Source organism: Lebetimonas natsushimae, from assembly GCF_002335445.1.
GTDB classification, from domain to species: Bacteria; Campylobacterota; Campylobacteria; order Campylobacterales; family Nautiliaceae; genus Lebetimonas; species Lebetimonas natsushimae.
Window position 1 is genome coordinate 501473 of sequence record NZ_BDME01000001.1, and the last position, 23109, is coordinate 524581.

Below are 23109 nucleotides of genomic sequence, written 5' to 3' on the forward strand. Positions count from 1 at the left end.
ATTTATATTCATTTCAGTTTTTTTAATTTTTCATTACCCATCATACTTTTGCATTAATTTATTTTACTCCGTATGTATGTATAAAATCTTTTCTAGACGTTAAATTTTCAAGGATTGCAAAAAGTATCATAAAATTAATAAAACTGGTTCCGCCGTGGCTTATCAGCGGTAAAGGCACACCTACCACCGGGGCTAAATTCATTGTCATTGCTATATTTATAAATGCATAAATAAACAGCATCAGTCCAACACCGCTATACATGACTTTTGCAAAATAATCGTCTTTTAACTTTTCTGCTTTGTTTATAAGATATGTTATTAATAAAAAATATAGAAAAATTATAAACAGCGCACCGATAAATCCGAATCTTTCCACCAAATAAGCAAAAATAAAATCACTGCTGACAATTGGTAAAAATTTTAAATTTGCCTGAGTAGCGTTTTTTCTGTTTTTCCCTTTTAATCCTCCGCTCCCGATTGCAATAATTGACTGTTTTACGTGATAACTTGGTTTATTTAAAAAATGTTCTATTCTTTTTTTCTGATAATCTTTCATAAAATATTTATAATAAACAGGAATAAAGATAATACTGAATATTCCTAAACTTATCCATATTTTTTTGTCTACTCCTATTATAAACAAGACTCCAAATCCTATAATTAATGTAATCAATGCGGTTCCTAAATCCGGTTCTTTAACAATTAATACAAACGGAATTATTATATAAACCGATAATTTAATAAATTCTTTAAAAGTATAGACAGGACGGGGAGGATATCTGTAAATTAAGTACCCGAGCATTAAAAGCAGGGTCGTTTTCATAAATTCCGCAGGCTGTATGGTTGCATTAATTATAGGAATTTTTAGCCATCTTTTGGCACCTAGTATTTTGATTCCGAATAAATCTACTGCAATTAATAAGATAATATTAAACCAATAAATGATTGGGATAACCCATAAAAGTTTTCTTATAGGTATTAAGTATATGATGAAAAAAAGAAAAAAACCTATTCCTATGTAAATTAATTCTTTATAAAAAAGTTTTTGAGAAATTTCATATATTAAAAAAAGGCTTACAAAAATAAAAGGTAGAATTAAAAAAAAAAGAAAAAAATCAAATTTTTTTAAGAATTGCATGGTTTTTGAATATATTTTTCAAATATGTCATCTAGTTTGCTGGCTAACAATCCAGATGTTTTTTCAATTTCTTTAAATATATTAACGATTTCATCACTTTTTGTTACACAGGTGTGTACCGGAATGCATTCCAAAGCTTTATTTGTTAAAGCGTGAATCTGTTTATGTAATCTTTCTTTTACTTCTTTGTATTCAGGATAACATCCTATTTTTTCTATAGCTTCTTTTGATAATAGCCATTTTCCAAATTCACATTCTGTATCTGTTGTTTTTTGAATTTCTTTTTCTTCAATTATGGCATCATGAGAGTTTAATTTATAAATTAAATGAGATAATTTTGCTAAATCCATATAAAGTCTTAATGTTGCTAAATCAACATATTTTTTGTTTTCCAATGATTTGTCCCTAAATCCTTCAATCATATTAGTTACCTGGTCTACATCATCTTTAGATTCAGTGGCCATAGATGTTATTTTTTCAGAATTCGCCTGAATGTCACTTGTTTCTTGCTGAAGGGTTTTAATTGTTATTGATATTTCGCTTGTTGCTTTTTGTGTTCTTTCAGCCAGTTTTCTTACTTCATCAGCAACAACGGCAAATCCCCTTCCGTGCTCCCCGGCTCTTGCCGCTTCAATTGCAGCATTTAGGGCTAATAAGTTAGTCTGGTCTGCAATATCGGTAATTAATTCAACAATTTTACCGATTTCTTCGGTTCTGTTATAAAGCATATTAATAGCTTCGTTTGTATGGGCAATAAAATCAATTAGTTCATTTAACACATTGGACAGATTTAACATTCTTTGTGTTGAATCATTGGCACCTTCGTAAATTTCGGTAGATAAATTATCAATTTTTTGCATAAATTCTTTAAGTTTATTGTCTAAAGAATATTTAATTTGATTTAATTGTTGATTTGTGCCTCCGCCCAATTCACTAAGTTTGATTGCCAGCTGATTTCTTTGTGTTTCTTTTATTGCAGTAGAAATAGATTGAATTGCTTTATTAACTTTTTCTACTGTTGTGCGGAATTTACCTTTATATCCTTCAAGGGGAATATCCCTATAATCAATTCCGTTTTCTGCAGCTTCAATGGAATAAGAAATATCTTTTTCAAATGCCTCAAGCTGGTCCAGTAGATTGTTTAAAGCCCAGGCTGCATCAAAAAATTCGGAATTTTTATCTATATTAGTAATTCTTGGTTCAAAATTGCCTTTTTCAGCTTCTTCCAATGTTTTAATTATTTTTTCTTTTATTATGTCTTTTTTTTCTTTGTTTAAAGTTGCAGTATATATTGCTAAGATTATTCCTAAAACTGCAATTCCCACACTTATATAATCATGATAAGCTATACCGACAATGCCTATTATTAAAAAAATCAATGCAATTATATAATTCAATGTTTTAGAGTTCATTGATGATTCCTTTTTGTATTTTAATCATTAATTCGTTAAAAGTCATATTTTTTGCATTTAAAAGCTCGTTTACTGTTTCAACACCTGCTTCCATGCCTGAATTTGCTTCAATTGAAAGCAAATTTTGATAAAGAGGTTCAATAATATGTTTAAATCCCTCCCTTGGTTTTCTTCTGACAGAATAGTATCCTATATGTTTCCCCTGTGCATCAAAAGTTGGTGAAATATTTGCATAAACCCAGTAATAACCCCCGTCTTTTCTTAAGTTTTTAACATATCCAAACCATTCTTTACCGTTTTGGATATGGTCATATAAAATTTTAAAAGCACACCTTGGCATGTCGGGATGTCTTAATATATTATGAGGTTTTCCGAGAATTTCTTCTTCAGAATATCCTGAAATTGAAATAAAAATTTCGTTTCCGTATAAGATTCTGCTTTTCAGATCTGTTTTTGAAACTATAAAATCCTCTTCTTTTAAAAAAACTTCTTTTTCAATTGGTGTGATATTCGGTTTTTTCATCCTTTGTCCTTTAGCTTTATTCCGTCTATCTGGTATTTTACCAAAATTTCAATTTCATCAAGTGAATCTGCTAAAAAAATTATTTTTGTATCCAATAAATAATTTTCAGCAATTTTTTGAAAAATTTTTGCTTTTTCTAGATTATCAGTAAACGCATATTTTGCATTTAAATTGGCAATAAAAATTAGTTCTTTTATGTCATTAATTATTACTCCGTAAGGGATGTTGTTCTCTTTACAAAATATGAAACTTTCTAGATTTTCATTAAATTCAAAAATTAAAGTTGAATTTGAGGGGCTGGCTTTTATTTTTTCAATGGAATTTATTTTTACAAAAATTTCATTGCTGAAAGGTTTTTCAAGAATCAGCATTGCATTCCTTGCAATAATATTTTCCGTTTTTTTCTATTGCCTCTTTTTTTAATACAAATGTTTTGCAATTTTCACACTGTACAAATTCATTTTCTTCAGAATCTTTTTGAATTTCTTTTTTATTTGTTTTTACAAATAAAAAATAGATAGTAGCTATTATTATTAGAAAAATTATTATTTTTCCCATTGTTGTGCCTTTATAAATACATAATTTCTGTTTTTGTTGTTAATGATTTTTGCGTTAATTCCATTTAATTCGTCTAATACATTTGAACCTTTATATAAAAGTATTGTACCATTATTTTTTATATATGGTTTTATTAAATCTAAAAAATCTCTGGTTTTCATTACAGCCCTGCTTGTTATTAAATCTGCCTGCTCCAGATTTGAATTTTCAATCCTTTCAGGAATTATCTCCACGTTTTTGAGTTCAAGAAGCATTTTAATATAATTTAAAAAACTGTATCGTTTTTTAAGCGGTTCTACTAAATACCATTTGGTGTTGGGCATTGCTGCGGCTAAAATAAGTCCGGGAAATCCGGCCCCGGTTCCCACATCTATGGCAGATTTTGCATCTTTTATATATTCAAGAGGATATAAACTGTCATTTATTTGATTTAAAATATCTTCTTTATTATAATTTGTAAGTTTGTGTGTTTTATTCCATTTTAATAATTCATCTGCAAATATTTTGTATTTATCTTTTGTTTCTTTCCTTTCATTTTCCATTATTATTTCTCCATTTTTCATTAAATTCTATTTTATGTCCCAATTTTTCTTTTTTTGTTTTTAAATAATTTATATTATATGGATTGGGCTTTATTATAATGGGGATTCTTTTTATTACTTTTATATCTTTAAAAGAAAACTCTTTTTTTGGATTGTTTGTTAAAAGTTTTATTTTTTTTATTCCAAAATGTTTTAAAATTTTTTCGACTATGCTAAAATCTCTCATATCGGCTTCAAATCCAAGCTGATGGTTGGCTTCTACTGTATCAAGTCCCCTGTCCTGCAGGGCATATGCGTTTACTTTATTAAACAGACCTATGCCTCTGCCCTCCTGTCTTAGGTATATTACCATTCCCCCTTGTTTATTTACCTCTTTTAATGCATATTCAAGCTGTTCGCCGCAGTCACATTTAAGACTTCCTAATGCATCTCCCGTTAAACATTCGCTGTGAATTCTGACAAGCGGTATTTCAGGTAAATTTTCTGTAAATATTACTAAATGTTCTTTATCATTTTCCATAAAAGATTGAATTTTAAATTTACCGTATTTTGTAGGGAGATTTGCAATTTCAGAAATTTTCAAAAAAACTCCTTTTTTGATAAAATTATACCTTAATTACGAATAAAGGAAGATAATGAGACATTTTTTGTGGCTTATAGATTATAGCAAAGAAGAGATAAAAGAAATAATAGATTTGGCATTTCAAATAAAAAAAGAGACAAAAGCTAAAATTTTTAAACCATACCTTAAAAACAATCAGCTTGCAATGATTTTTGAAAAAAGTTCAACCAGAACCAGGGTTTCTTTTGAGGTGGGAATTAATCAACTTGGCGGGAACGGGCTGTTTTTAAGCAGCCGTGATATCCAGTTAGGCCGTGGTGAGCCGATTAAAGATACTGCCAGGGTAATTTCAAGAATGGTTGATTTAATAATGATTAGAACTTTTGGACAGGACAGGCTTGAAGAGTTTGCAAAATATTCACGTGTACCTGTAATAAACGGTCTTACCGACCTTTGCCATCCGGTTCAATTGCTTGCAGATTTAATGACAATGATAGAATTTAAAAAATTTGATTTTGAAAATCCTCACAATACTTTGGCGGTATATGTCGGTGATGGTAACAATATGGCTCATTCCTGGGCTATTTTGGCAGGAAAACTTGGATTTAATTTAAATATTGCCACTCCTAAAGGTTATGAAATAGATGAATTTATTAAAAACAAGGCGCTTGAATTTGCAAAAAAAAGCGGAGCAAAAATCAATTTTTATTCTGATCCGAAAGAGGCTGTTAAAAATGCTGATGTTGTAACCACAGACACATGGGTCAGTATGGGACAGGAAGATGAAAAAGAAAAAAGAATAAAAGATTTCAGAGGTTTTGAAGTGGATAAAAAACTTATAAGTCTGGCTAAAAATGACGCAATTTTCTTGCATTGTCTTCCTGCATACAGGGGTTATGAGGTGAGTGAAGAAATTTTTGAAAAATATGAAGATGTAATATTCACCGAAGCTGAAAACAGACTTCATGGACAAAAAGGTTTAATGGTATGGTTGAAAAAATAAAAAGTCTAACTCCAAATCCTGCAATTATTGAATGTAAAGAATATGAACTAAAAGAAGGCGATAAAAACAGTTCATTATGGCTTATAGAAATAGACGGTAAACCAAAGGTTGCGTTAGATTTTGAAGAATATATTTCATTAATGGAAAGTATGAAAAAATTAATGAAAGAAGTGTTTGAACTTAAACTTGAAAAAGCAATCCTCAGTGAATTTCCGATTGATTATGATGATGTTAAAGCCGTTGTTTTGGAAGAAATGAAAAAAAATCCCGATATGAATTTAAATGATATTGTTAAAAAGATAAAAACCGAACATCCCAATCTGTTTTATGATATTAATATGGATAATATCTTCTAAAGGAAAATTTTTTTCTTTTTTTTAATTTTTTCCTTGACAAATAAATATTTTTTAATTATAATTCCAATGTAACAAAATGTATAAAGGAGTGCCAAATGGCATGCGAAAAAGATACAAAAACATTGGCTAGCGAAGCTGAAAATAAAACACAAAATGAGGAGGTAAACATGGAAAATGTTCAAACACAAAACGGGGTGTTGGTATTAAAAGAAATGCCTGAATTTAAAGCGGAAGCTTACAACGCTGAAACAGGTCACTACACAGAAGTTAGCAGCGAAGATTACAAGGGAAAATGGACTGTAATTTGTTTCTATCCGGCGGACTTTACATTTGTATGTCCAACTGAAATAGCTGCCGTGAATGCAGCACTACCGTTCTTAAAAGAACTTGGAGTAGAAGTATTGGCAGTTTCAACAGATACAAAATTTTCACACAAAAGATTCGTGGAAACTGAACCGCTTTTAAAAGATCTTAAACTTACAATTGCACAAGATCCAACTGGTGAAATCAGCAGAAAATTTGGTGTATTAATTGAAGGTGCGGGACTTGCTCTAAGAGGTAGATTCTTAATCAATCCTGACGGACAAATAGTGGCTGAGGAAGTTCAGGCTCCACCTGTGGGAAGAAGTGTAAAAGAATTTATAAGACAAATTATTGCTCATCAGCATGCATATAAAACCGGTGAAGTTTGTCCTGCAAACTGGAAACCTGGTAAAAAAACATTGCCTGTTAACACCGATGTAGAACCAATGACTGGAAATGTAGGAGCTTATGTAACAATTGAAGATTTAGTTGATGAAAACGATATGAAAGAAATGGAAGAAATGGTAAAAGCGTTTAAAAACGCTTAATTTTCTTTCTTTTTTTATTCTTAAAAATGCATTACTACAGTAATGTATTTTTAAGAATAATTTTCATTTTCTTTATTTTGTTCAGATTTAAAAAAGAAAGGTTTGCTTTTATGAAAAATATAAAAAATATTTTGGACAGTTCAAATTTAAAAACAACTCCACAAAGACTTGCCATTTTAAGAGAACTGGAAAAACAGGGACATGCAAGTATTGAAGATATTTATGAAAAGATAAAAGAGTCTTTCCCAAGTATATCTCTTGCAACAATTTATAAAAATATTACTGCTATGAAAGAAGAGGGAATTATTTCTGAAGTTTGTCTTCATCAAAAACCGAAATATGAGTTGACAAAAAATGAACATGCCCATTTTATTTGCAAAAACTGTGGAAAAGTAATTGATGTTCCTTTAAATGAACAATTAATTAAAGAAATTGAATCAAAATTTCCTGATACCCAAAAAGAATTGTATATTTACGGTATTTGTGAGGAATGTAAAAAAAGTAAATAAAAAGTTTAAAAATGGTAATTGTAAATATGATTGCCGATTTTGAACTCCCTTTTGTATTTTCTCTTAAAGAGAGAAGAAAAATTTTAAATTCCATCAAAGATAAATTAAAAAAATTTAATGTATCTGTTCTCGATATCTCGGGAGAATATCCAAAAGAGGCAAGTTTAGCAATCGTATATGCTGCTCATAATGAAAAACAGGCTGGGGAAATTAGAAAAAAAATAGAAGATTTTTTATATAGAAATTTTCCAGAAATTGAATTTTATTTTGATGTAGAAATTATTTAAATTTCGATAATTCTAATCATATTAGTAGTGCCTTCTTTACCTACAATACTTCCCATTGTGACAATTACCTTGTCTTTTTCTTTAAGAATTTTTTCCCTAAGCGCAATTTCACGGAATTTATCAATTAATTTTTCCGGATTTTTAATTTTAGGTATTTCAATTATATTTTCAACTCCCCAGACGACTTTTAATTTTCTGCTTGTTTCCCTGCTATGTGTTACAGCGATAATAGGGGATTTAGGTCTGTATTTTGCTATGCTTTTTACAGTTGTTCCAGAACTTGTAAAACAGACTATGGCTTTTGGGTTAATCCCTTTGTCCAAATCAGAAACACTTGCTGCAATTGCATCGATATCTTCAATTTCGTATCTTTTGTTATATGGGTATATTTGTTGTGTTTCAATTATAACTTTTTTTAGTGTTTCTACAGCTTTTATCGGATATTTTCCAACAGTGGTTTCATCACTCAGCATTACAGCATCACTTCCGTCCATTACGGCATTTGCTACATCACTAACTTCTGCCCTTGTAGGGAAAGGGGAGTTTACCATTGATAAAAGCATTTGGGTTGCAGTGATTACAGGTTTTTTTAATTTATTGGCTCTTCTAATTATTTTCTTTTGAATAACAGGTACCTTTTCTATTCCTACTTCAATTCCCAAATCCCCTCTTGCAACCATAACACCATCTGCAGCTTCTAATATTTCATCAATGTTTTCAACGCCTTTTTTAGTTTCAATTTTTGCAAATACCCAAGGAGATGCATTATGTTTTTTTAAAATTTCTTTGGCTTTTAATATATCATCTTTTGAATTGACAAATGAAATTGCCACTATATCCACATGATTTCTTGCACCGAAAATTAAATCTTTTTTGTCTTTTTCAGTAATTGCTGAAATTTTAAGATCTGAATGTGGAAAATTAACCCCTTTTCTGCTTGATAAAACTCCTTCATTTTTAACTTCAAGTGTTATGGAATTTTTATCTTTATCGATAACTTTTGTTCTTATGCTGCCATCTGCAAAAAATACGTATTCTCCTATTTTTACATCGTCAATAATTTCCGGATAGCTGATTGTTAAATCATACACAGTTTTTGGATTTTTTTTAACAAGTCGAATTTTATCGCCTCTTTTAAGTTCAAGTATACCGTTAATTTCCCCGATTCTGATTTTTGGTCCGCTGATATCCTGTAAAATTGCGGTTTTTGAGTTTAGTTTTTTAGCTATGTCCCTTATTTTAATGATTGACTGTTTATGTGTTTTATGGTCTGCATGGGAAAAATTGAGTCTGAAAACGTCCACCCCGGCTTTAACCATATCTTCTATTTTATCAATGGAAGAAGGGCCCAGGGTGGCTACGATTTTTGCTTTTTTCATTAAAGCCCTTTCATTTGGAGATATTCTTTAATTTCTTTTAAAAGCAGGGCTGGGTTTTTAATGGGATAATGTAAATTTGGCAAAATTTCTTTTGCTTCTATCCCTTTAATTTCAAGATGTTCTATTTGTTTAAGATCCTCAGCATTTTGAATTGGATATTTCACACCTTTTATATTTTTTAACACCAAATATGCCCAAGGTGTATCACACTGAGCAACTGCCTCTTGTGACAATTTTCTGCAGTATTCCATAAGAGTTTCGGAATCTTGTCCTTCTTTTACCAGTTTATATGCAAGTTTTGCAATACCTCCAGCGGTATGAACTTTTAAATTTTGTTTTTCTTCTGTAGTTAATTCATCAAAATGTTCTAGTTTATACATTGCTAAATTTGGATCTGCCCTTAAAATTGCCCTGACAGTATTTCTTGTAAGACCGATAAATTCTGCAATTTCATCTTCAGTTTTTAGAAACTCTTCTTTTAAAACAATTGCAAAAGCAGCCCTCGCTATGCTTGGCAGCCATGTGAGGGTTCTATACTCAGACAATTTATCAAGTCCTCCTAATAAATCAATAGATTTAAAAAACACCCTCTCAGCCAAATATTTAATATTTTCTTCAGTGTTTATATGTACATTTAAAATCATTTTTCACCTCCTATAGGATTTAATATTTTTACTATTCCTGTTTCGGTAATTTCAAGAAATCTCACTTTTGTATCATGCCCAGCCATTCTGCATCCATCTATTCTGAATAGCCTCACAATTTCCCCGAGCGGTTTTTTATACATTTTCGCTTTATAGCTTGAATCAATTATTTCTTTGCTTAGAACTATCGTTCCATCAACAATATGACCTACCGCATATCCGCCGGCGGCTTCGCTGCTGAGAAGTTCATGTCCACTTCTTTTTTGAGATACTAAAATAGAAGTCTGATACCATTTTTTCAGAAAATTGTAAATCATTCTCACAATGCTTCTTGCCATCATTTCTTTGTTTTCAAAAAATCCGGTAATAGAATCAATTACAACGTTTTGAATTTTATATTCTTTAATTGCATATGCTAATGTGTCCAAAAATGAATAAACATCATCTCTTAATTTATAGTGTGCTGTCGCATCTATAAAAATTATATTTTCATCTATTACATTTTCATCGATTCCCATTGCCGCAGCTCTTTCTTTCAGTGAAGCAACCACAAAATTTGCAGGCGTCTCTGTTGTAATAAAGCATACTTTTTCGTTTTTAGAACTTCTATGTACAGCGAATTGTTCCGCCATCAAGCTTTTTCCTGTATCATTAACACCTGTTAGATTGCAAACACTGTATTTGGGAATACCGCCAAGAGGTTTTTTTACAGGTTTATTGTCTTTGATTTCAGCTATAAAAAAAAGTTCATCCAATCCTTCTATGCCTGTGGTTATACCTTCTAATTTCGGAGCATTTTTAAGTGCTTCTTTTGCAGTTATAATTGAATCAAGTAATATTTCCTTTTCCATTGCAGACTCCTTTGCCTGCATATATTATAGCAAAAAATATTAGCAAATTAATATCAAATTAAATAAAATAAAAAGAAGAAAAAGAGGAATTATTTAACTTTTATGCAGTCTGTTTCTTTTTGTTTGTCAAATTCCCACCACTCTTTTTGATTCCAAGGTTTTAATTCTTTTAATTTTTTCATTAAGTATTCAAAATCTCTTGGAAGCAATGCCTGGTCTCCATCACTCAAAGCTTCTTTAGGACAATTGTGCATTTCAACTATTAATCCGTCAGCGCCAACAGCCATACCCGCATAAGCAAGGGCACTTACAAATTCTCTTTTTCCTGCTGCGTGGCTTGGATCTATGATAATAGGCAAATGAGTCATTTTTTGCATAATAGGAACCAATGTTACATCAAGAGTGTTTCTTACACTCGGTTCATATGTTCTTGTTCCCCTAAGGCATAAAATAACCTGTTCATTACCTTCGCTCATAATATATTCAGCACTCATTAAATGCTCTTTTACAGTTGATGCGATTCCGTTTTTGAGGATCACCGGTTTGTCAAGTTTTCCTATTGCTTTAAGCAGAGGAAAATTTTGCATATTTCTGGCCCCGATTTGAATAACGTCTGCATATTTGTAAACTACATCAATATCCTCAATGCTCATAAGCTCAGTTACAATAGGAAGTCCTGTTTCTTTTTTGGCTTCAAGAAGCATTTTAAGACCTTCTTCCCCGTGTCCCTGGAAAGAGTATGGTGAAGTCCTTGGTTTATATGCCCCGCCTCTTAGCATATGCGCGCCGTTTTCTTTTGCCACTTTTGCAAGATATACCACATTTTCTACTGTATCAACGCTGCAAGGGCCTGCAATAATTACTTTATTTCCTCCTCCGACTTTTACGCCTTCTATATCAAAAACACTATCTTCTGGATGGAATTCTCTGCTGGCTCTTTTAAAAGGAGCTGAAACTTCTAATACTTTAGCAACTCCCGGAAGAGTATTTAAAGGTTTTCCTGCCAAATCTGTTTTATCTCCGATAATTCCTATTACTACTTGTTTTTCACCAGGAGCAACACTTACTTCGTGTCCCCATGCTTTAATCTGTTCGATGGTTTTGTTAATTTCTTCTTCACTCGCTCCCACCTTCATCACTAATACCATAAATATTCCTTTAATATATTTTTTTGCAATTATAATGAAGTTTTTACTTTATGTCAATAAAAAAATATATCAATTAATAATTTTTTTCCATTATTTGTTATATTTTTTTGTTTTTATTGTTATAATTTCGTTAAAAAGTGAAAAATGGACAAAATTAATTTATTAAAAGAGGGTGTGACAAAAGAAAAGTTCTTAAAGATTTTTTCAAAAGATTATCCTGGATTTGATTTTCAAAGTTTATATAATATATTGAAATTTCAGGGATTCCCATTAACAATTATTGATAAAAAAGTTTTTTTAAAAACAGCATTAATTCCTTATCAAAAAGCCGAATATACTGTTGTCGATATTGAAGTTAACAATTCTAAACCAAATATTGGTCAGGTTATTGAAATAGGGGCTGTAAAAATAAAAAATTTAGAAATAGCTGATAGTTTTGATTTTTTAATTTATGCAGATGAAGTGCCTATTTTTGTAGAAAGAGTTACTGGAATTAATCAAAAAATGCTTGAAAATAAACTTTCTCAAAAAGAGATACTTAAAAAATTCAGGCTTTTTTTGGGAGATTCTGTATTTGTAGCGCATCCGGCCGATTTTGATTTTAATTTTTTAGCATATCAGTTCGAAAAAGAAAATTTGGGAAAACTTTTAAACAGACATTTATGTACCCTGACTCTTTCTCAAAAAACAATTGAAGCTAACCGTTACGGATTAAAATATTTAATGGAAGAGTTGAATTTGCCTGAGGAAACCCATCATAGAGCCCTTGGAGATGCCAAGACAGCTGCAAGAGTGTTTTTGAAATGTTTAAAAAATTTACCAGCAGAAATAGTCAGTGCGGAAGATTTGATTGAGTTTGGCAAACCCAGAAAAAATAAAAATAAACCAAAAAAATCTAAGTATTAATATAATTTTTATATTCTGCAAGATTTTTATTAAATAAAACTACTTTGTTTCTTCCGCTGTTTTTTGCTTCATAAAGTGCCATATCTGCAAATTTTATACACTCCCAGCCTTTTTTACACTGATCCGGATAAATGCTGACACCGACACTTATGGTCTTTTTAATCGTTTTTCCGTTATCCAGTTCTATTTCAGTGTTTTCAATGTTTTTTCTTATTTTCTCGGCAACATTTATTGCATCGTTTATATCTTTTATGTTTTGCAATATAACTAAAAATTCTTCTCCCCCATAACGCACGGCAATATCGCTTTTTCTGATACTGTTTTTTATAATATCAGATAATTTTTGTAAAACCAAATCACCGTTTTTGTGTCCGTATGTATCATTTACCCGTTTGAAATGGTCAATGTCAATCATCAAAAATCCAATTTTTCTCTCTTCCCTGTTTGCACTTCCCATAACAATAGGGAGAGTTTTTTCTAAAAATCTTCTGTTAAAAAGACCTGTAAGAGGATCTTTTATGCTTTGTTCATGAAGCAGTTCCAATGTATATTTTGATTCTATAATTGATGAAATTTCATTTAAATATGCTTTTATATAAGGCAAGTCGTGTTTTATTTTTTCTGTTTCATTTTTATTTATCATTATTTTTAATATGCCGGTAAAATTACCGCTGTTGGAAAAAGGTATGCAGATATAATCGTTTTCACAAAAATGCCTTTGGCAGATTTTTGGATACTGTATTGAATTGATTATATTTTTTGTTCTGTATGCTCTGCATAAATTAAAATTATCTGTTATATCACAGCATTCATCGCCTTCTGTTTTCGAATAAATAATCTCTTTTTTATTATTGTCTATTCCTATTAAAACAAAATGGTTTATACCGTAATTTTTAATTACATCTATTAACCGTTTTAAAATACTTTCCACGTCTATATCTTCTTCTATAAGTCTTTTAAATTTAAAAATTTCGCTTAACTGTTCAATGGTTTCTTTTGCATCGTTAAGTGGATCGTTACTTTTTTCTTTTTCAATTAACGTTGTATATTTTTCCTCAATTACTCCAAAACTCTCTTTGAGTTTTTTTAGAAAGTAATTGTAAGAATTTACAAAATTTTTTGCTTCTCCGTTTAATTTAGTGGAAATTTGTTGATTAAATTTTCCTTTTAAAATTTCTTTTGTACTTTTGCTTATGCTTTCGAAAATTTCCAAATATGGATTTAAGTAATAATTGACAATTAAAATTATAATTATTAAAGAAAATAAACCTATCGCTATTAATTTAGCCAAGGCTATATATAATTTGTTATAAAATTCTTCCGCATTATAAATAATTTTTAATATTTTTCCCTTTCCCAAATTTATGTAAGAGACAATCACTTTGTTTTTTCTGTCATAAACAGTTTTAGGTATATTTGTTTCTTCCAAAATGACAGCATTTTTAATATGTTTTGAATGTTTAATAATATTTAATAATTTGTAATAATCTTTTTCATTGTTCTCTAAAAACAGGTCTTTTATAAAACAGTTTTCATTTTCAATAACTGTATCTGAAAAATTTAAAAAAGAATATGAAATTGCGACAGTTCTGATTACTGTGGTAATTATCATTATCAATGCAATGATAATTAATATTCTTTTTTTCATGTCAATGCCCTAATGATTTTATCTTTTTTTTCACAGAAATGATTTTCTTTAGAAATAATAAACAAATCCCTTGCAAGATTTTTTTGTGTTGAAATTTTGACATCTTCAACTCTGATTTCGAATTTATCTAATACTTGAAGTATGGTTGAAACAATTCCTTTTTTATCAGGTGTTTGAATTTTCATTGCCGCATAGTTTGGTGAATGCATACAGTCAATTTTAATTTCCCTTTTGTTAAATCTGATTTCAGTTTTTATCTCTTTATTGTTTTCAAATGCTTTTTTTATATAGTTTTCAATAAGAGGAATGTCAAACTGTTCTAGTTTTTCATTGAATTCCATTTTGAAATATTTTATATTTCCTATTTTATAAATACTTAAATGATTAAGATTTAAGTTTAATTTTTCCAAGAACCATCCGATGTAAAAATTTAAATTATCTTCTTTTGCCAGATGTATAATTAAATGTGGTTTGTTTTCTATTTTATATATATAATTTCTGGTATCTTTTATCCATAAAATTAAATCTAATATTTCATTTATACTGTTTTGTAAAAAAAGCTGATTTGAAGGAGAGGATAAAACCTGCTTTTGAAGTGATTTTGGTAAATTTTTAAATTCTTCTTTATTTTTTAGAATCGTTTCTTTTCTTTTTCTTATGGTTATTTCATTGATTAATTCTTTATGTTTTAAAGCGATTAATGTATTTTCGTAAAGTGTTTTTAACAGACTTGCTTTAAAAGGTGTAAATATATCTTTCCCTACCGCTTTTATGTCAGCTATTGTTAGAATATATAAAAGATTTAAAAATCTTTCATTTTCTATAATTTCTGCAAAAGAGAGTATTACCTTGTCATTATAAATATCTTCTCTTTGGGCAACATTTGACATTAATGTATGGTATTTTATAAGTTTTGAAATAATTTCATCTTCAAATCCGATACTTTTGGCAAAATTTTTTGCAATTCTTGCCCCGATTATGCTGTGATCTCCACTTCTTCCTTTTCCCAAATCATGGAAAAAAGCGCTGAATCTTAAAATACTTCTGTCTTTTTGTGATAATTTCTTAAATTCTTCAAGTGCTTCCAATTCTTTTAATGTATATAAAGAATGAATATCTACCGGGTATTGGTGATATCCGTCAAATTGGGCTAAAAATTTAACTTTTTCAAACGGCGGTATTATTTTTTCCAGTTTTTCAGCCCTGTACAATGCAAAACAAAGCGGGTATAAATTTTCTTTATAAAATAATTTTTTTATATTTATTTTTTGATATTTGCTGTCTTTTAGTATAGAAATTAGAGAGATGTCGGTTTTATTAAAATTTATGTTTAAAAGCAGACTAATAATTTCTGAAAATTTTGTTTTTAAATTAAATCTTGTATATAAGGTGTTTTCGCACAAGTAACAATTTTTTTCTATTCTCATTTCTTTTATTTTGGAAAACGAATATTTATATAAAAACGGTTTTATAAGTTTTTTTATAGTGATGTTTGTTATTAAATTGATCTTCCATAACGCTTTTAATAAATCTTTTATAAATTTTCTCTCAGCTTTAATTCTGGGTGAATCGCTATATCCGAGGAGCAGGGCGACTTCCCTTTGGTATTGGATTAAAACTTTATCCAGTTTTTTTTTGGCTGCCAAATGCAGATAAACCCTCGTTTTAAATAAAAATTCAAGCGAAGTTCTGTAATCCCTAAAATCTTTTTCATTTATGTATTTAGGCACTAAATAAGAAGTGTTTGGGTAATTAAAAAGTACTTTACTGATCCAAAGAAGCGTGTTTGAATCCCTTATACCTCCAAAACCTTCTTTAATATTTGGTTCCATTGAAACAGGGTATTTTTGATGACGAAGTAACATTTCTTCATATTTTGCAAGTATGAATTCTTTTTTATTGTAATTTCTAATTTTATTAAGTTCATTTTGGGTTTCAGTCCATAAAAATTTGCTGCCTGTAATAAATCTTGATTCAAGGAATGCCGTTTTTATAGTAATATCTTCGTTGCTTGCCGGGAACAGGTCTTTTATTTCGTGAACCCTGTGGCCTATTTTTAAACCTAAGTCCCAAAGCATAGTTATAAAGTTTTCTATTAATGAATGAATATTGAAACCTTTAATGTCTTTATAAACAATCATTATATCGATATCCGAATAAATGGATAACTGTTCCCTTCCATAACTACCTAAAGCTATGATTGATATAGGAATTGAATTCATCAAAGGGGCATAATTATCAAAATTCTTTTTTATTAAATATTTATAAATGAGGGTTATAAAATAATCCATTTTTTTGGTATGTTTGACAAAAAAATCTTTACCGCCTTCTATTACGACATTTTGAAGATAGTTTTTTATTTCCTCTTTAAACTTTTTTGTAATTTCTAAATCATTATTGCTTGTGTAAATTAATTCTTCCAGTTGCATTTTTGCCTTTTTTGTGCTATTTTATCATAAAAAATAAAGGATAGCTATTGGAAAAAGAATTACAACTTTATGATTTGGATTTATTTAGTTTGGGGGAGAGAGCAAATGAAATAAGAACTCAAAAATACGGTAAAAAAACATATTTTAATATAAACAGACATATAAATCCGAGTAATATCTGCAAAGATGTATGTAAGTTCTGTGCTTTTTCAGCTCACAGAAAAAATCCAAATCCTTATACATTGAGTATCGAAGAATGTGTAAATATTGCAAAAAACGCATACAGCAAAGGTGCAAAAGAAGTTCATATAGTCTCAGCCCATAATCCTCATGTAGGGTATGATTATTATATGAATATTGTAAAGGAAATAAAAAAAGAACTTCCTGATATTCATATAAAAGCTTTTACGGCGGCTGAGGTTAATTTTTTAAGCTCTCTTAGCGGTAAAAGTTATGAGGAAGTTCTTGATGATATGATTGAAGCAGGTGTTGATTCTATGCCAGGGGGAGGGGCTGAAATATTTGATGAAGGAGTAAGAGCTAAAATATGCAAAGGAAAAGTAAGTAGTGAAAACTGGCTTAAAATTCACGAACTTTGGCATAAACGCGGCAAAAAATCAAATGCCACTATGCTTTTTGGACATATAGAAAATAGAGCCCATAGAATAGACCATATGTTAAGAATAAAAAGACTTCAGGATAAAACGGGCGGATTTAATGCATTTATCCCCTTAGTTTATCAGAGAAAAAACAATTATCTGAATGTAGATAAATTTTTAACGGGAGTTGAAATTTTAAAAACTATTGCAATAAGCAGAATTTTGCTTGAAAATGTTCCCCACATAAAAGCATATTGGGTAACAACCACTTTAAATCTTTCTCTTGTAGCTCAAAATTACGGTGCTGATGATATTGACGGAACTATAGAAAAAGAATCAATAAACTCAGCTGCGGGAGCTGCTTCTGCCAATGGTTTAAAATTAGATGAACTTATACATTTAATAAAAGATAGCGGATTCATCCCGGTAGAGAGGGATAGTCTGTATAATGAAATAAAAGTTTATAAATAAGATGAAATTTTATCTAATAAAAGTGTAGGGTTAATCGGCTTAATTATTACTTCTTTCGCTCCTTTATGTAAAGCTTCCGTTTTTTTGGAATCATCAGTAGTTAATACTAAAACAGGAATATTCATACATTCCGGCTTTTTTGAAGGAAAAATTTCTAAAAATTCCAATCCCCCCATTAAAGGCATTATCAAATCTAAAAGAATTATTTTGATATCCGGTGTAAGTTTATTAAGAGCTTCTAAACCGTTTTCGGCTTCAATAGGTTCATATCCGCCTTTTTTTAATATTGTTGCTAATAATTTTCTATTTGTAGCGTCATCATCTACTATCAATATTTTTTTACTCATTTGTTAACCTTTTTATTGATTCTAAAATATTATCCGGTAATAAATTTTTTAGAATTATATCAGCTTCTACATCTTTATTGGTTATAGCAATAATTTTAATATTGTTATTTTTTAAAGTTTTAACTAATTGGGATATATCAGAATTATTAAAACCTTCTTCAAGTAAGACAATATTGTTTGAATTATATTCTACTAATTTTGATAATTCATTTAAATTTTTAGCAACTTTTCCATCTGGAATTATGCTTTGTAAATAATCTGCCAATAAATCTGCTTCAGTTGCAATGATAATATTTGGCGTATTTGATGATACTTTCGGTTCTTTAAGTTGTTCTTCTTTTTCTGAAGCGGTTTCTTCAGTTTTTATAACAGTTTCAATATTGTCTGTATTTTCTTCATTTGCAGTATGTTTTGAATATTTGTTTTTGGAAATGTTTTCAATAATTCTTAATAATTCTTCTTTTTTTATTGGTTTTGAAATATAATCATCCATACCTGCACCTAAAAATCTTTCCCTATCTCCTTTTAAAACGTTAGCAGTAACAGCTATTATCGGAGTATGTGGAATTTCTTCTTCTTTTTCAAATTCCAGAATTTCTTGAGTGGCTTCAATTCCATCCATTACAGGCATTTGTGCGTCCATAAATATAACATCATATTTTTCAGGGTTCATGGAGTACTTATTAAATGCTTCTAGCCCATTATGAGCTGTATCAGCTTTAATGCCCAAATTTTTTAATGTGGTTTCAAGAAGTTTCATGTTAATAGGATTGTCTTCTGCTATTAATGCATTCAATTCATAAATTTGTTTTTCTTTTTGGGCTTGTTTTATTTCTCTTTTTATTTCTTCTTTTGAATAAAGAATCGCATTATATGTTTTAGACGGAACATTTGGATCAAAAATATTAAAACTATCTAAATTTAATTCATCTATTTTTTGCTTATTGGCTAATGATGAAACAAATATAATAGGGAGATCTGAATTTAATAATTCATATATTTTGTCTTTTTCGCTTTCTTCATAAAATACGACTATACCGTTAATTTTTTCTTTTTTAATTATTTTATTTAATTCATCTAAACTGTTAAATCCTATTTTATTAATACCAAAGTAATTTAAATATTCAAAAGAAATTTCTTTTCTTCTGCTGTCTTTAAAAGTATTTAGAAAAGCAACAGTTACATCGGATAATGATTTTGATCTGTATTTAGGTGCCGGATCCACTATATCAAACCATAAGTCAAAATAAAATTTACTACCTTTATTAATTTCGCTGTCAACTTTAATTTCCCCACCCATCATTTCAATATATGATTTAACAATTGTGAGTCCTAATCCAGTACCTCCGTATTTCCTTGTAACACTTTCATCTGCCTGTGCAAACGCTTCAAATATTTTATTTTTCTGTTCTTCGCTCATACCTATACCAGTGTCTTTTACTTCAAAATAAATATTAGCCTTATTGTTTTCTATTTTGTTTAATTTTGCAGTTACTTCGATAAGCCCGTTTTTGTGTGTAAATTTGATTGCGTTATTAATTAAGTTCGTTAATATTTCTTTTATTTTTAAAACGTCACCTTTTACAATGCTTGGTAAATCCGGAGAAATATAAGCCACATATTCAATTTCTTTTTGAGCACACGGTGTTGCAAAAACCTCTAAAGTGTTTTCAATTTCATCTTCAATTTTGAAATCGATTATTTCAAGTGTTAATTTGTTGCTTTCAATTTTTGAAACATCCAAAATATTATTTACAATTTGAAGTAGATTTTCTGCACTTTGGGCAATTGTGTTAATATAATCATGCTGTTCTGGGGTAAGTTCAGTTGTTTTAAGAAGTTCCAAGAATCCTAAAATTCCATTTAAAGGAGTTCTGATTTCATGGGACATATTTGCTAAAAATAAAGATTTGGCTTTTGAAGCCTCTTCTGATTTTTTAACCGCTTCTTGTGTAATTGCAATAGCTTCCTCGGTTATTTTTAGTGCTTCATTCATTCCTTTTGGAGAGTTTATATCAATTTTAACATTTTCTCCTGTAATTGGAGCTAATTTTGTTAACATATTTGATAAAGCTTTAATATGGCTTCTTATTGTTTTATTAATAAAATAACCCAATAATAAAACAATAACTGCAATTATAAAGATAACAATTGCTATATTTCTTTTTTTAATAATTTCAGAAATTAAAGTATTAATCTGCTTATTGATATCGTTATTTATTGCATTTGTAGAATTTTTAAAAAATGAAATTCTTTTTGTAAAAATATTAAAATAGTCTATAGCATCAATAGGATAACCTTCAAAATTATTGTTTAAATAATACCCCATATTGGCTTGTTGAATATAAAAAATTGTGTCTTTAATAGCTTTTTCTATTTTTTTAAATTGAGGATCATTAAAAAATCCTTTTGCCCTTGGATTATTACTTAAATTGGTTATTAAAATATTTGAATCATGAAAATATTTCATTAAAATATTTTCATAATCTTTATCACTCATTGGTATGTCAGCAGTAATGAAATATGAACCGAAACCTCTAGTAATACCTGAATATGCAATCATTTTATCTAATTCAAGTTTTAATGCAAAATTTGGTTTTACAACTTGAGGGAAATGTTTAAAAATTCTGGATTCTGCATTTAATATTGAATTTTCCAGATCTGTGTAATAGGTAAAAAAATATGAATGAATATAATCTTTGGAAAAAGAATCAATTTTATGTCTGACATTTTGTAAATTATTTAATTTATTCAGTACATTTTTAATTTCTGAATAAAATTCCGGATTTTTATGTATAAAATCTCTTAAGTCTTTAATTGCTTTATCAAAAAGAATTCTTTTTTGTAAAACAAGTTCTTTTGATTTTGGATAATTTCCTTTTGAAATTGAATAAATAGAACTCACCCCCCTCTCTTGACCTAAATATACTAATAAATTTTCAAGTCTATTACCCAGTTCGAGATATTTGATGTTTAATTTATATTCATTGTATTTTTTAAATTGGGTATATAAATTGTAACCGCTCCAACTGATTAAAATTAAAGAAGGGAGCCAAATAGCAATTGCCAATAATTTTGATAGTGATAATTTCATTGTTTTATCTCCTTAATATTAATTGTTTTAGGACAGATTAGTTTATTAGTTTTAATTAGTTTTTTAGCTTTATAATTACCTAAACTTTTCGCTGCACATAATAACAAAGTTGCTTTTTTTAAATTTTTTTCGACACCCCATCCGTTTAAATATAATTCGCCAAGTAATGCCAATGCCTGCGCCGAAGGTTCTTTTTTATTTATAGAAGTATTTACTATTTCTTTTAAATAACTGCTAGCTTCAATAAAAAGCCTTTGTGCTTTTTCAGGATTTGTGTTAATAAATCTTTTAGCTTTTTGTATGTCTTTAAATGCGGAAAAATATAAATTTTGTGCAAACACCAAAGCCCCAATAAAAATAATTGTTTTTTTCATTAGTTTCCTTTTAAAATTCCCTCTAAGTCATTAATGTTATCAATACGTGTGTTTAATAATTTTTCAATGTATTTTTTATCTTGTTGGAATTTTTTTTCATCCTGTGTTTCTAAATAGTATCTGATTGTGTTTATAACAAGATGTTTGATTTTAGGATCTATTTCTATATTTTTTGTATTTTTCGTTTCTTCTTTATTAAAAAGTGGGTTAATATAATCATATAATTTATCTGTAAGTTCTTTGATTTTGTTAATTTCAGTTTTATTTTTTGATTCTTCATCAATTGTTTTAAATATAAATGCCAAGTTAGATAATCTTAAATTAAGACAAGCTCCTTTTAAATAATGCGCTATTTTATGTATTTCTTCATAATTTTGTGCATTTATAGCTTTATATAGTTCATTTTTTTTGTTTTTAATTTGATTGAGCAAGTCTTCAAATAACTCATTTGCCATTTTTTCATCAATTCCCAAATCTTCTGTTGCTAGTTGTAATTCTTTTTTTATTGTTTCATTAATTTTGTCCTTTTTCTCAAAAATTTTTTCGCATTCGGTAATATTATCGTTGAAATTTAATTCAATTGGTTTATTTTCTTCTTCTTCAATTATTTCAGGAACAGATAATGTCTGCGGAGTTTCTTCAATAGGAATATTTAATACTTCATTATCATTTATTAATGGTTTTTCAAGTTCAAATTGATCAGGATTTTGAATGTTTGGTTGGTTGATTGAAGTATTTAATAAAGGCTCTTCTGTATTAAAACTTTTTTCTTCTATTTTTTCCAAAATATATATATCTAAATTTTTTAAAGTCAAAAGTTCTTCTTTTTTTATTTTAAATACGATATTAAACAGTTCTATTGAATGTTGATTAAGGATTGCCATTTCTAATTCAATTTTTGTAATTATTTCAGACACCTTTTCCAAAGAAGCATTAAATAAATTTAACAAATTTTTACTTACTGCTATTATTTTACCATTTTCATAGATTATCATTTTTCTTCCCTTTCTTTCATTTCTTTATAAATTTTTTCATATTTTTCTTTGTCTTCTTTTGATACCGGTCTTCTGGCGGCTATATAACCTATTTTTATGCCGTTGTCATCAAAAATAGGTTCTATAAATGCTTCTACCCAATAATATTTTCCATCTTTTCTTAAATTTTTTATAAATCCTCTGAATTTTTCGTTTCTTTCAATTGTCTCCCACATTTGTTTAAAAACTGCTTTTGGCATATCGGGATGTCTTATAATATTGTGAGGTTTGCCAATTAACTCTTTTTTAGAATATCCGGAAAGTTTGCAAAAAGGGGTATTTGCATATGTTATTATGCCTTTAAGGTCAGTTTTACTTATAATTGGTCTGCCTATAACACCAACATCTTCAAAAGTAACTTCTTCATCAATCGGTTTAGGTCTCATTGTTGTACCTTAAAATGATTTTAATGGAAACTTAATTTTTGCTATTTTATCTAAAATT

General features: G+C 29.0%; 25 protein-coding genes. 7 read left to right on the forward strand and 18 right to left on the reverse strand.

Annotated features, from left to right (window positions below):
- Window positions 1-58: 58 nt before the first annotated feature.
- From LNAT_RS02835 to ribA, 7 genes are read right to left on the reverse strand one after another with little or no spacing between them, the layout of a single operon-like run.
- Window positions 59-1138 carry an FtsW/RodA/SpoVE family cell cycle protein gene (locus LNAT_RS02835; RefSeq protein WP_096258409.1) on the reverse strand — a complete coding sequence of 360 codons (1080 nt, stop codon included), beginning with the start codon at window positions 1136-1138 and terminating at the stop codon, window positions 59-61.
- Window positions 1126-2550 carry a methyl-accepting chemotaxis protein gene (locus LNAT_RS08935; protein ID WP_096258410.1) on the reverse strand — a complete coding sequence of 475 codons (1425 nt, stop codon included), beginning with the start codon at window positions 2548-2550 and terminating at the stop codon, window positions 1126-1128. Before LNAT_RS08935 ends, LNAT_RS02835 begins: the two co-directional genes overlap by 13 nt.
- On the reverse strand, window positions 2540-3073 hold the full coding sequence (locus tag LNAT_RS02845; protein ID WP_096258411.1) for a PAS domain-containing protein: 534 nt from the start codon (window positions 3071-3073) through the stop codon (window positions 2540-2542). The genes LNAT_RS08935 and LNAT_RS02845 overlap by 11 nt, the downstream gene beginning before the upstream one ends.
- A complete protein-coding gene (locus tag LNAT_RS02850) occupies window positions 3070-3444 on the reverse strand; it encodes a hypothetical protein (protein ID WP_096258412.1) in 375 nt (124 codons plus the stop codon). Before LNAT_RS02850 ends, LNAT_RS02845 begins: the two co-directional genes overlap by 4 nt.
- Window positions 3431-3631, reverse strand: a complete 201-nt coding sequence (locus LNAT_RS02855) for a PP0621 family protein (RefSeq protein WP_096258413.1) — start codon at window positions 3629-3631, stop codon at window positions 3431-3433. Before LNAT_RS02855 ends, LNAT_RS02850 begins: the two co-directional genes overlap by 14 nt.
- Complete coding sequence (rsmG, locus tag LNAT_RS02860; RefSeq protein ID WP_096258763.1) at window positions 3619-4173, reverse strand: 16S rRNA (guanine(527)-N(7))-methyltransferase RsmG; 555 nt, start codon at window positions 4171-4173, stop codon at window positions 3619-3621. The genes LNAT_RS02855 and rsmG overlap by 13 nt, the downstream gene beginning before the upstream one ends.
- Complete coding sequence (ribA, locus tag LNAT_RS02865) at window positions 4163-4756, reverse strand: GTP cyclohydrolase II (protein ID WP_096258414.1); 594 nt, start codon at window positions 4754-4756, stop codon at window positions 4163-4165. Before ribA ends, rsmG begins: the two co-directional genes overlap by 11 nt.
- 52 nt (window positions 4757-4808) lie before the next feature.
- Here ribA and argF point away from each other — a divergent pair, with 52 nt between their 5' ends.
- The 5 genes from argF (at window position 4809) to LNAT_RS02890 (ending at window position 7741) form a co-directional block, all read left to right on the forward strand.
- Window positions 4809-5738, forward strand: coding sequence for an ornithine carbamoyltransferase (gene argF, locus LNAT_RS02870; protein ID WP_096258415.1), 930 nt, complete (start codon window positions 4809-4811; stop codon window positions 5736-5738).
- Window positions 5723-6094: a DUF2603 domain-containing protein gene (locus tag LNAT_RS02875; RefSeq protein WP_096258416.1), complete on the forward strand. Its 372-nt coding sequence runs from the start codon at window positions 5723-5725 to the stop codon at window positions 6092-6094. The genes argF and LNAT_RS02875 overlap by 16 nt, the downstream gene beginning before the upstream one ends.
- A 95-nt stretch (window positions 6095-6189) precedes the next feature.
- Window positions 6190-6945, forward strand: coding sequence for a peroxiredoxin (locus LNAT_RS02880; protein WP_096258417.1), 756 nt, complete (start codon window positions 6190-6192; stop codon window positions 6943-6945).
- A 110-nt stretch (window positions 6946-7055) separates the two neighbouring features.
- Window positions 7056-7454 carry a Fur family transcriptional regulator gene (locus LNAT_RS02885; RefSeq protein ID WP_096258418.1) on the forward strand — a complete coding sequence of 133 codons (399 nt, stop codon included), beginning with the start codon at window positions 7056-7058 and terminating at the stop codon, window positions 7452-7454.
- An 11-nt stretch (window positions 7455-7465) separates the two neighbouring features.
- Window positions 7466-7741 carry a DUF503 domain-containing protein gene (locus tag LNAT_RS02890; RefSeq protein WP_096258419.1) on the forward strand — a complete coding sequence of 92 codons (276 nt, stop codon included), beginning with the start codon at window positions 7466-7468 and terminating at the stop codon, window positions 7739-7741.
- Here LNAT_RS02890 and pyk read toward each other — a convergent pair.
- The 4 genes from pyk to aroF all read right to left on the reverse strand — a co-directional run bounded on the left by pyk (window position 7738) and on the right by aroF (window position 11763).
- Complete coding sequence (gene pyk, locus LNAT_RS02895) at window positions 7738-9120, reverse strand: pyruvate kinase (protein ID WP_096258420.1); 1383 nt, start codon at window positions 9118-9120, stop codon at window positions 7738-7740. The genes LNAT_RS02890 and pyk overlap by 4 nt on opposite strands.
- Window positions 9120-9764, reverse strand: a complete 645-nt coding sequence (locus LNAT_RS02900) for a bacterio-opsin activator (protein WP_096258421.1) — start codon at window positions 9762-9764, stop codon at window positions 9120-9122. The genes pyk and LNAT_RS02900 overlap by 1 nt, the downstream gene beginning before the upstream one ends.
- On the reverse strand, window positions 9761-10615 hold the full coding sequence (locus LNAT_RS02905) for a KaiC domain-containing protein (protein ID WP_202970418.1): 855 nt from the start codon (window positions 10613-10615) through the stop codon (window positions 9761-9763). The genes LNAT_RS02900 and LNAT_RS02905 overlap by 4 nt, the downstream gene beginning before the upstream one ends.
- 89 nt (window positions 10616-10704) lie before the next feature.
- Window positions 10705-11763: a 3-deoxy-7-phosphoheptulonate synthase gene (aroF, locus tag LNAT_RS02910; protein ID WP_096258423.1), complete on the reverse strand. Its 1059-nt coding sequence runs from the start codon at window positions 11761-11763 to the stop codon at window positions 10705-10707.
- Between the two features lie 144 nt (window positions 11764-11907).
- On the opposite strand from aroF, the gene LNAT_RS02915 reads away from it, so the two are divergent.
- A complete protein-coding gene (locus tag LNAT_RS02915; protein WP_096258424.1) occupies window positions 11908-12669 on the forward strand; it encodes a 3'-5' exonuclease in 762 nt (253 codons plus the stop codon).
- Here LNAT_RS02915 and LNAT_RS02920 read toward each other — a convergent pair.
- Together LNAT_RS02920 and LNAT_RS02925 are read right to left on the reverse strand one after the other, a co-directional pair.
- Complete coding sequence (locus LNAT_RS02920) at window positions 12659-14317, reverse strand: GGDEF domain-containing protein (protein WP_096258425.1); 1659 nt, start codon at window positions 14315-14317, stop codon at window positions 12659-12661. The two genes, LNAT_RS02915 and LNAT_RS02920, sit on opposite strands and share 11 nt — an antisense overlap.
- Entirely contained in the window at window positions 14314-16746 is a 2433-nt protein-coding gene (locus LNAT_RS02925; RefSeq protein WP_096258426.1) for a [protein-PII] uridylyltransferase family protein, read from the reverse strand. Before LNAT_RS02925 ends, LNAT_RS02920 begins: the two co-directional genes overlap by 4 nt.
- 47 nt (window positions 16747-16793) lie before the next feature.
- On the opposite strand from LNAT_RS02925, the gene mqnE reads away from it, so the two are divergent.
- Window positions 16794-17816 (forward strand): aminofutalosine synthase MqnE, encoded by a 1023-nt coding sequence (gene mqnE / locus LNAT_RS02930; protein WP_096258427.1) that lies wholly within the window; start codon window positions 16794-16796, stop codon window positions 17814-17816.
- Here the strand turns inward: mqnE and LNAT_RS02935 are convergent.
- The 5 genes from LNAT_RS02935 to LNAT_RS02955 are packed head-to-tail and all read right to left on the reverse strand — an operon-like array spanning window position 17807 to window position 23051.
- A complete protein-coding gene (locus LNAT_RS02935) occupies window positions 17807-18163 on the reverse strand; it encodes a response regulator (protein WP_096258428.1) in 357 nt (118 codons plus the stop codon). The two genes, mqnE and LNAT_RS02935, sit on opposite strands and share 10 nt — an antisense overlap.
- Window positions 18156-21257 (reverse strand): response regulator, encoded by a 3102-nt coding sequence (locus LNAT_RS02940; RefSeq protein ID WP_096258429.1) that lies wholly within the window; start codon window positions 21255-21257, stop codon window positions 18156-18158. Before LNAT_RS02940 ends, LNAT_RS02935 begins: the two co-directional genes overlap by 8 nt.
- On the reverse strand, window positions 21254-21631 hold the full coding sequence (locus tag LNAT_RS02945; RefSeq protein ID WP_096258430.1) for an SEL1-like repeat protein: 378 nt from the start codon (window positions 21629-21631) through the stop codon (window positions 21254-21256). Before LNAT_RS02945 ends, LNAT_RS02940 begins: the two co-directional genes overlap by 4 nt.
- The gene (locus tag LNAT_RS02950) at window positions 21631-22626 is read right to left on the reverse strand and encodes an Hpt domain-containing protein (protein WP_096258431.1); all 996 of its coding nucleotides are present in this window, start codon (window positions 22624-22626) and stop codon (window positions 21631-21633) included. The genes LNAT_RS02945 and LNAT_RS02950 overlap by 1 nt, the downstream gene beginning before the upstream one ends.
- Entirely contained in the window at window positions 22623-23051 is a 429-nt protein-coding gene (locus LNAT_RS02955) for a PAS domain-containing protein (protein WP_096258432.1), read from the reverse strand. Before LNAT_RS02955 ends, LNAT_RS02950 begins: the two co-directional genes overlap by 4 nt.
- Window positions 23052-23109: the final 58 nt, after the last annotated feature.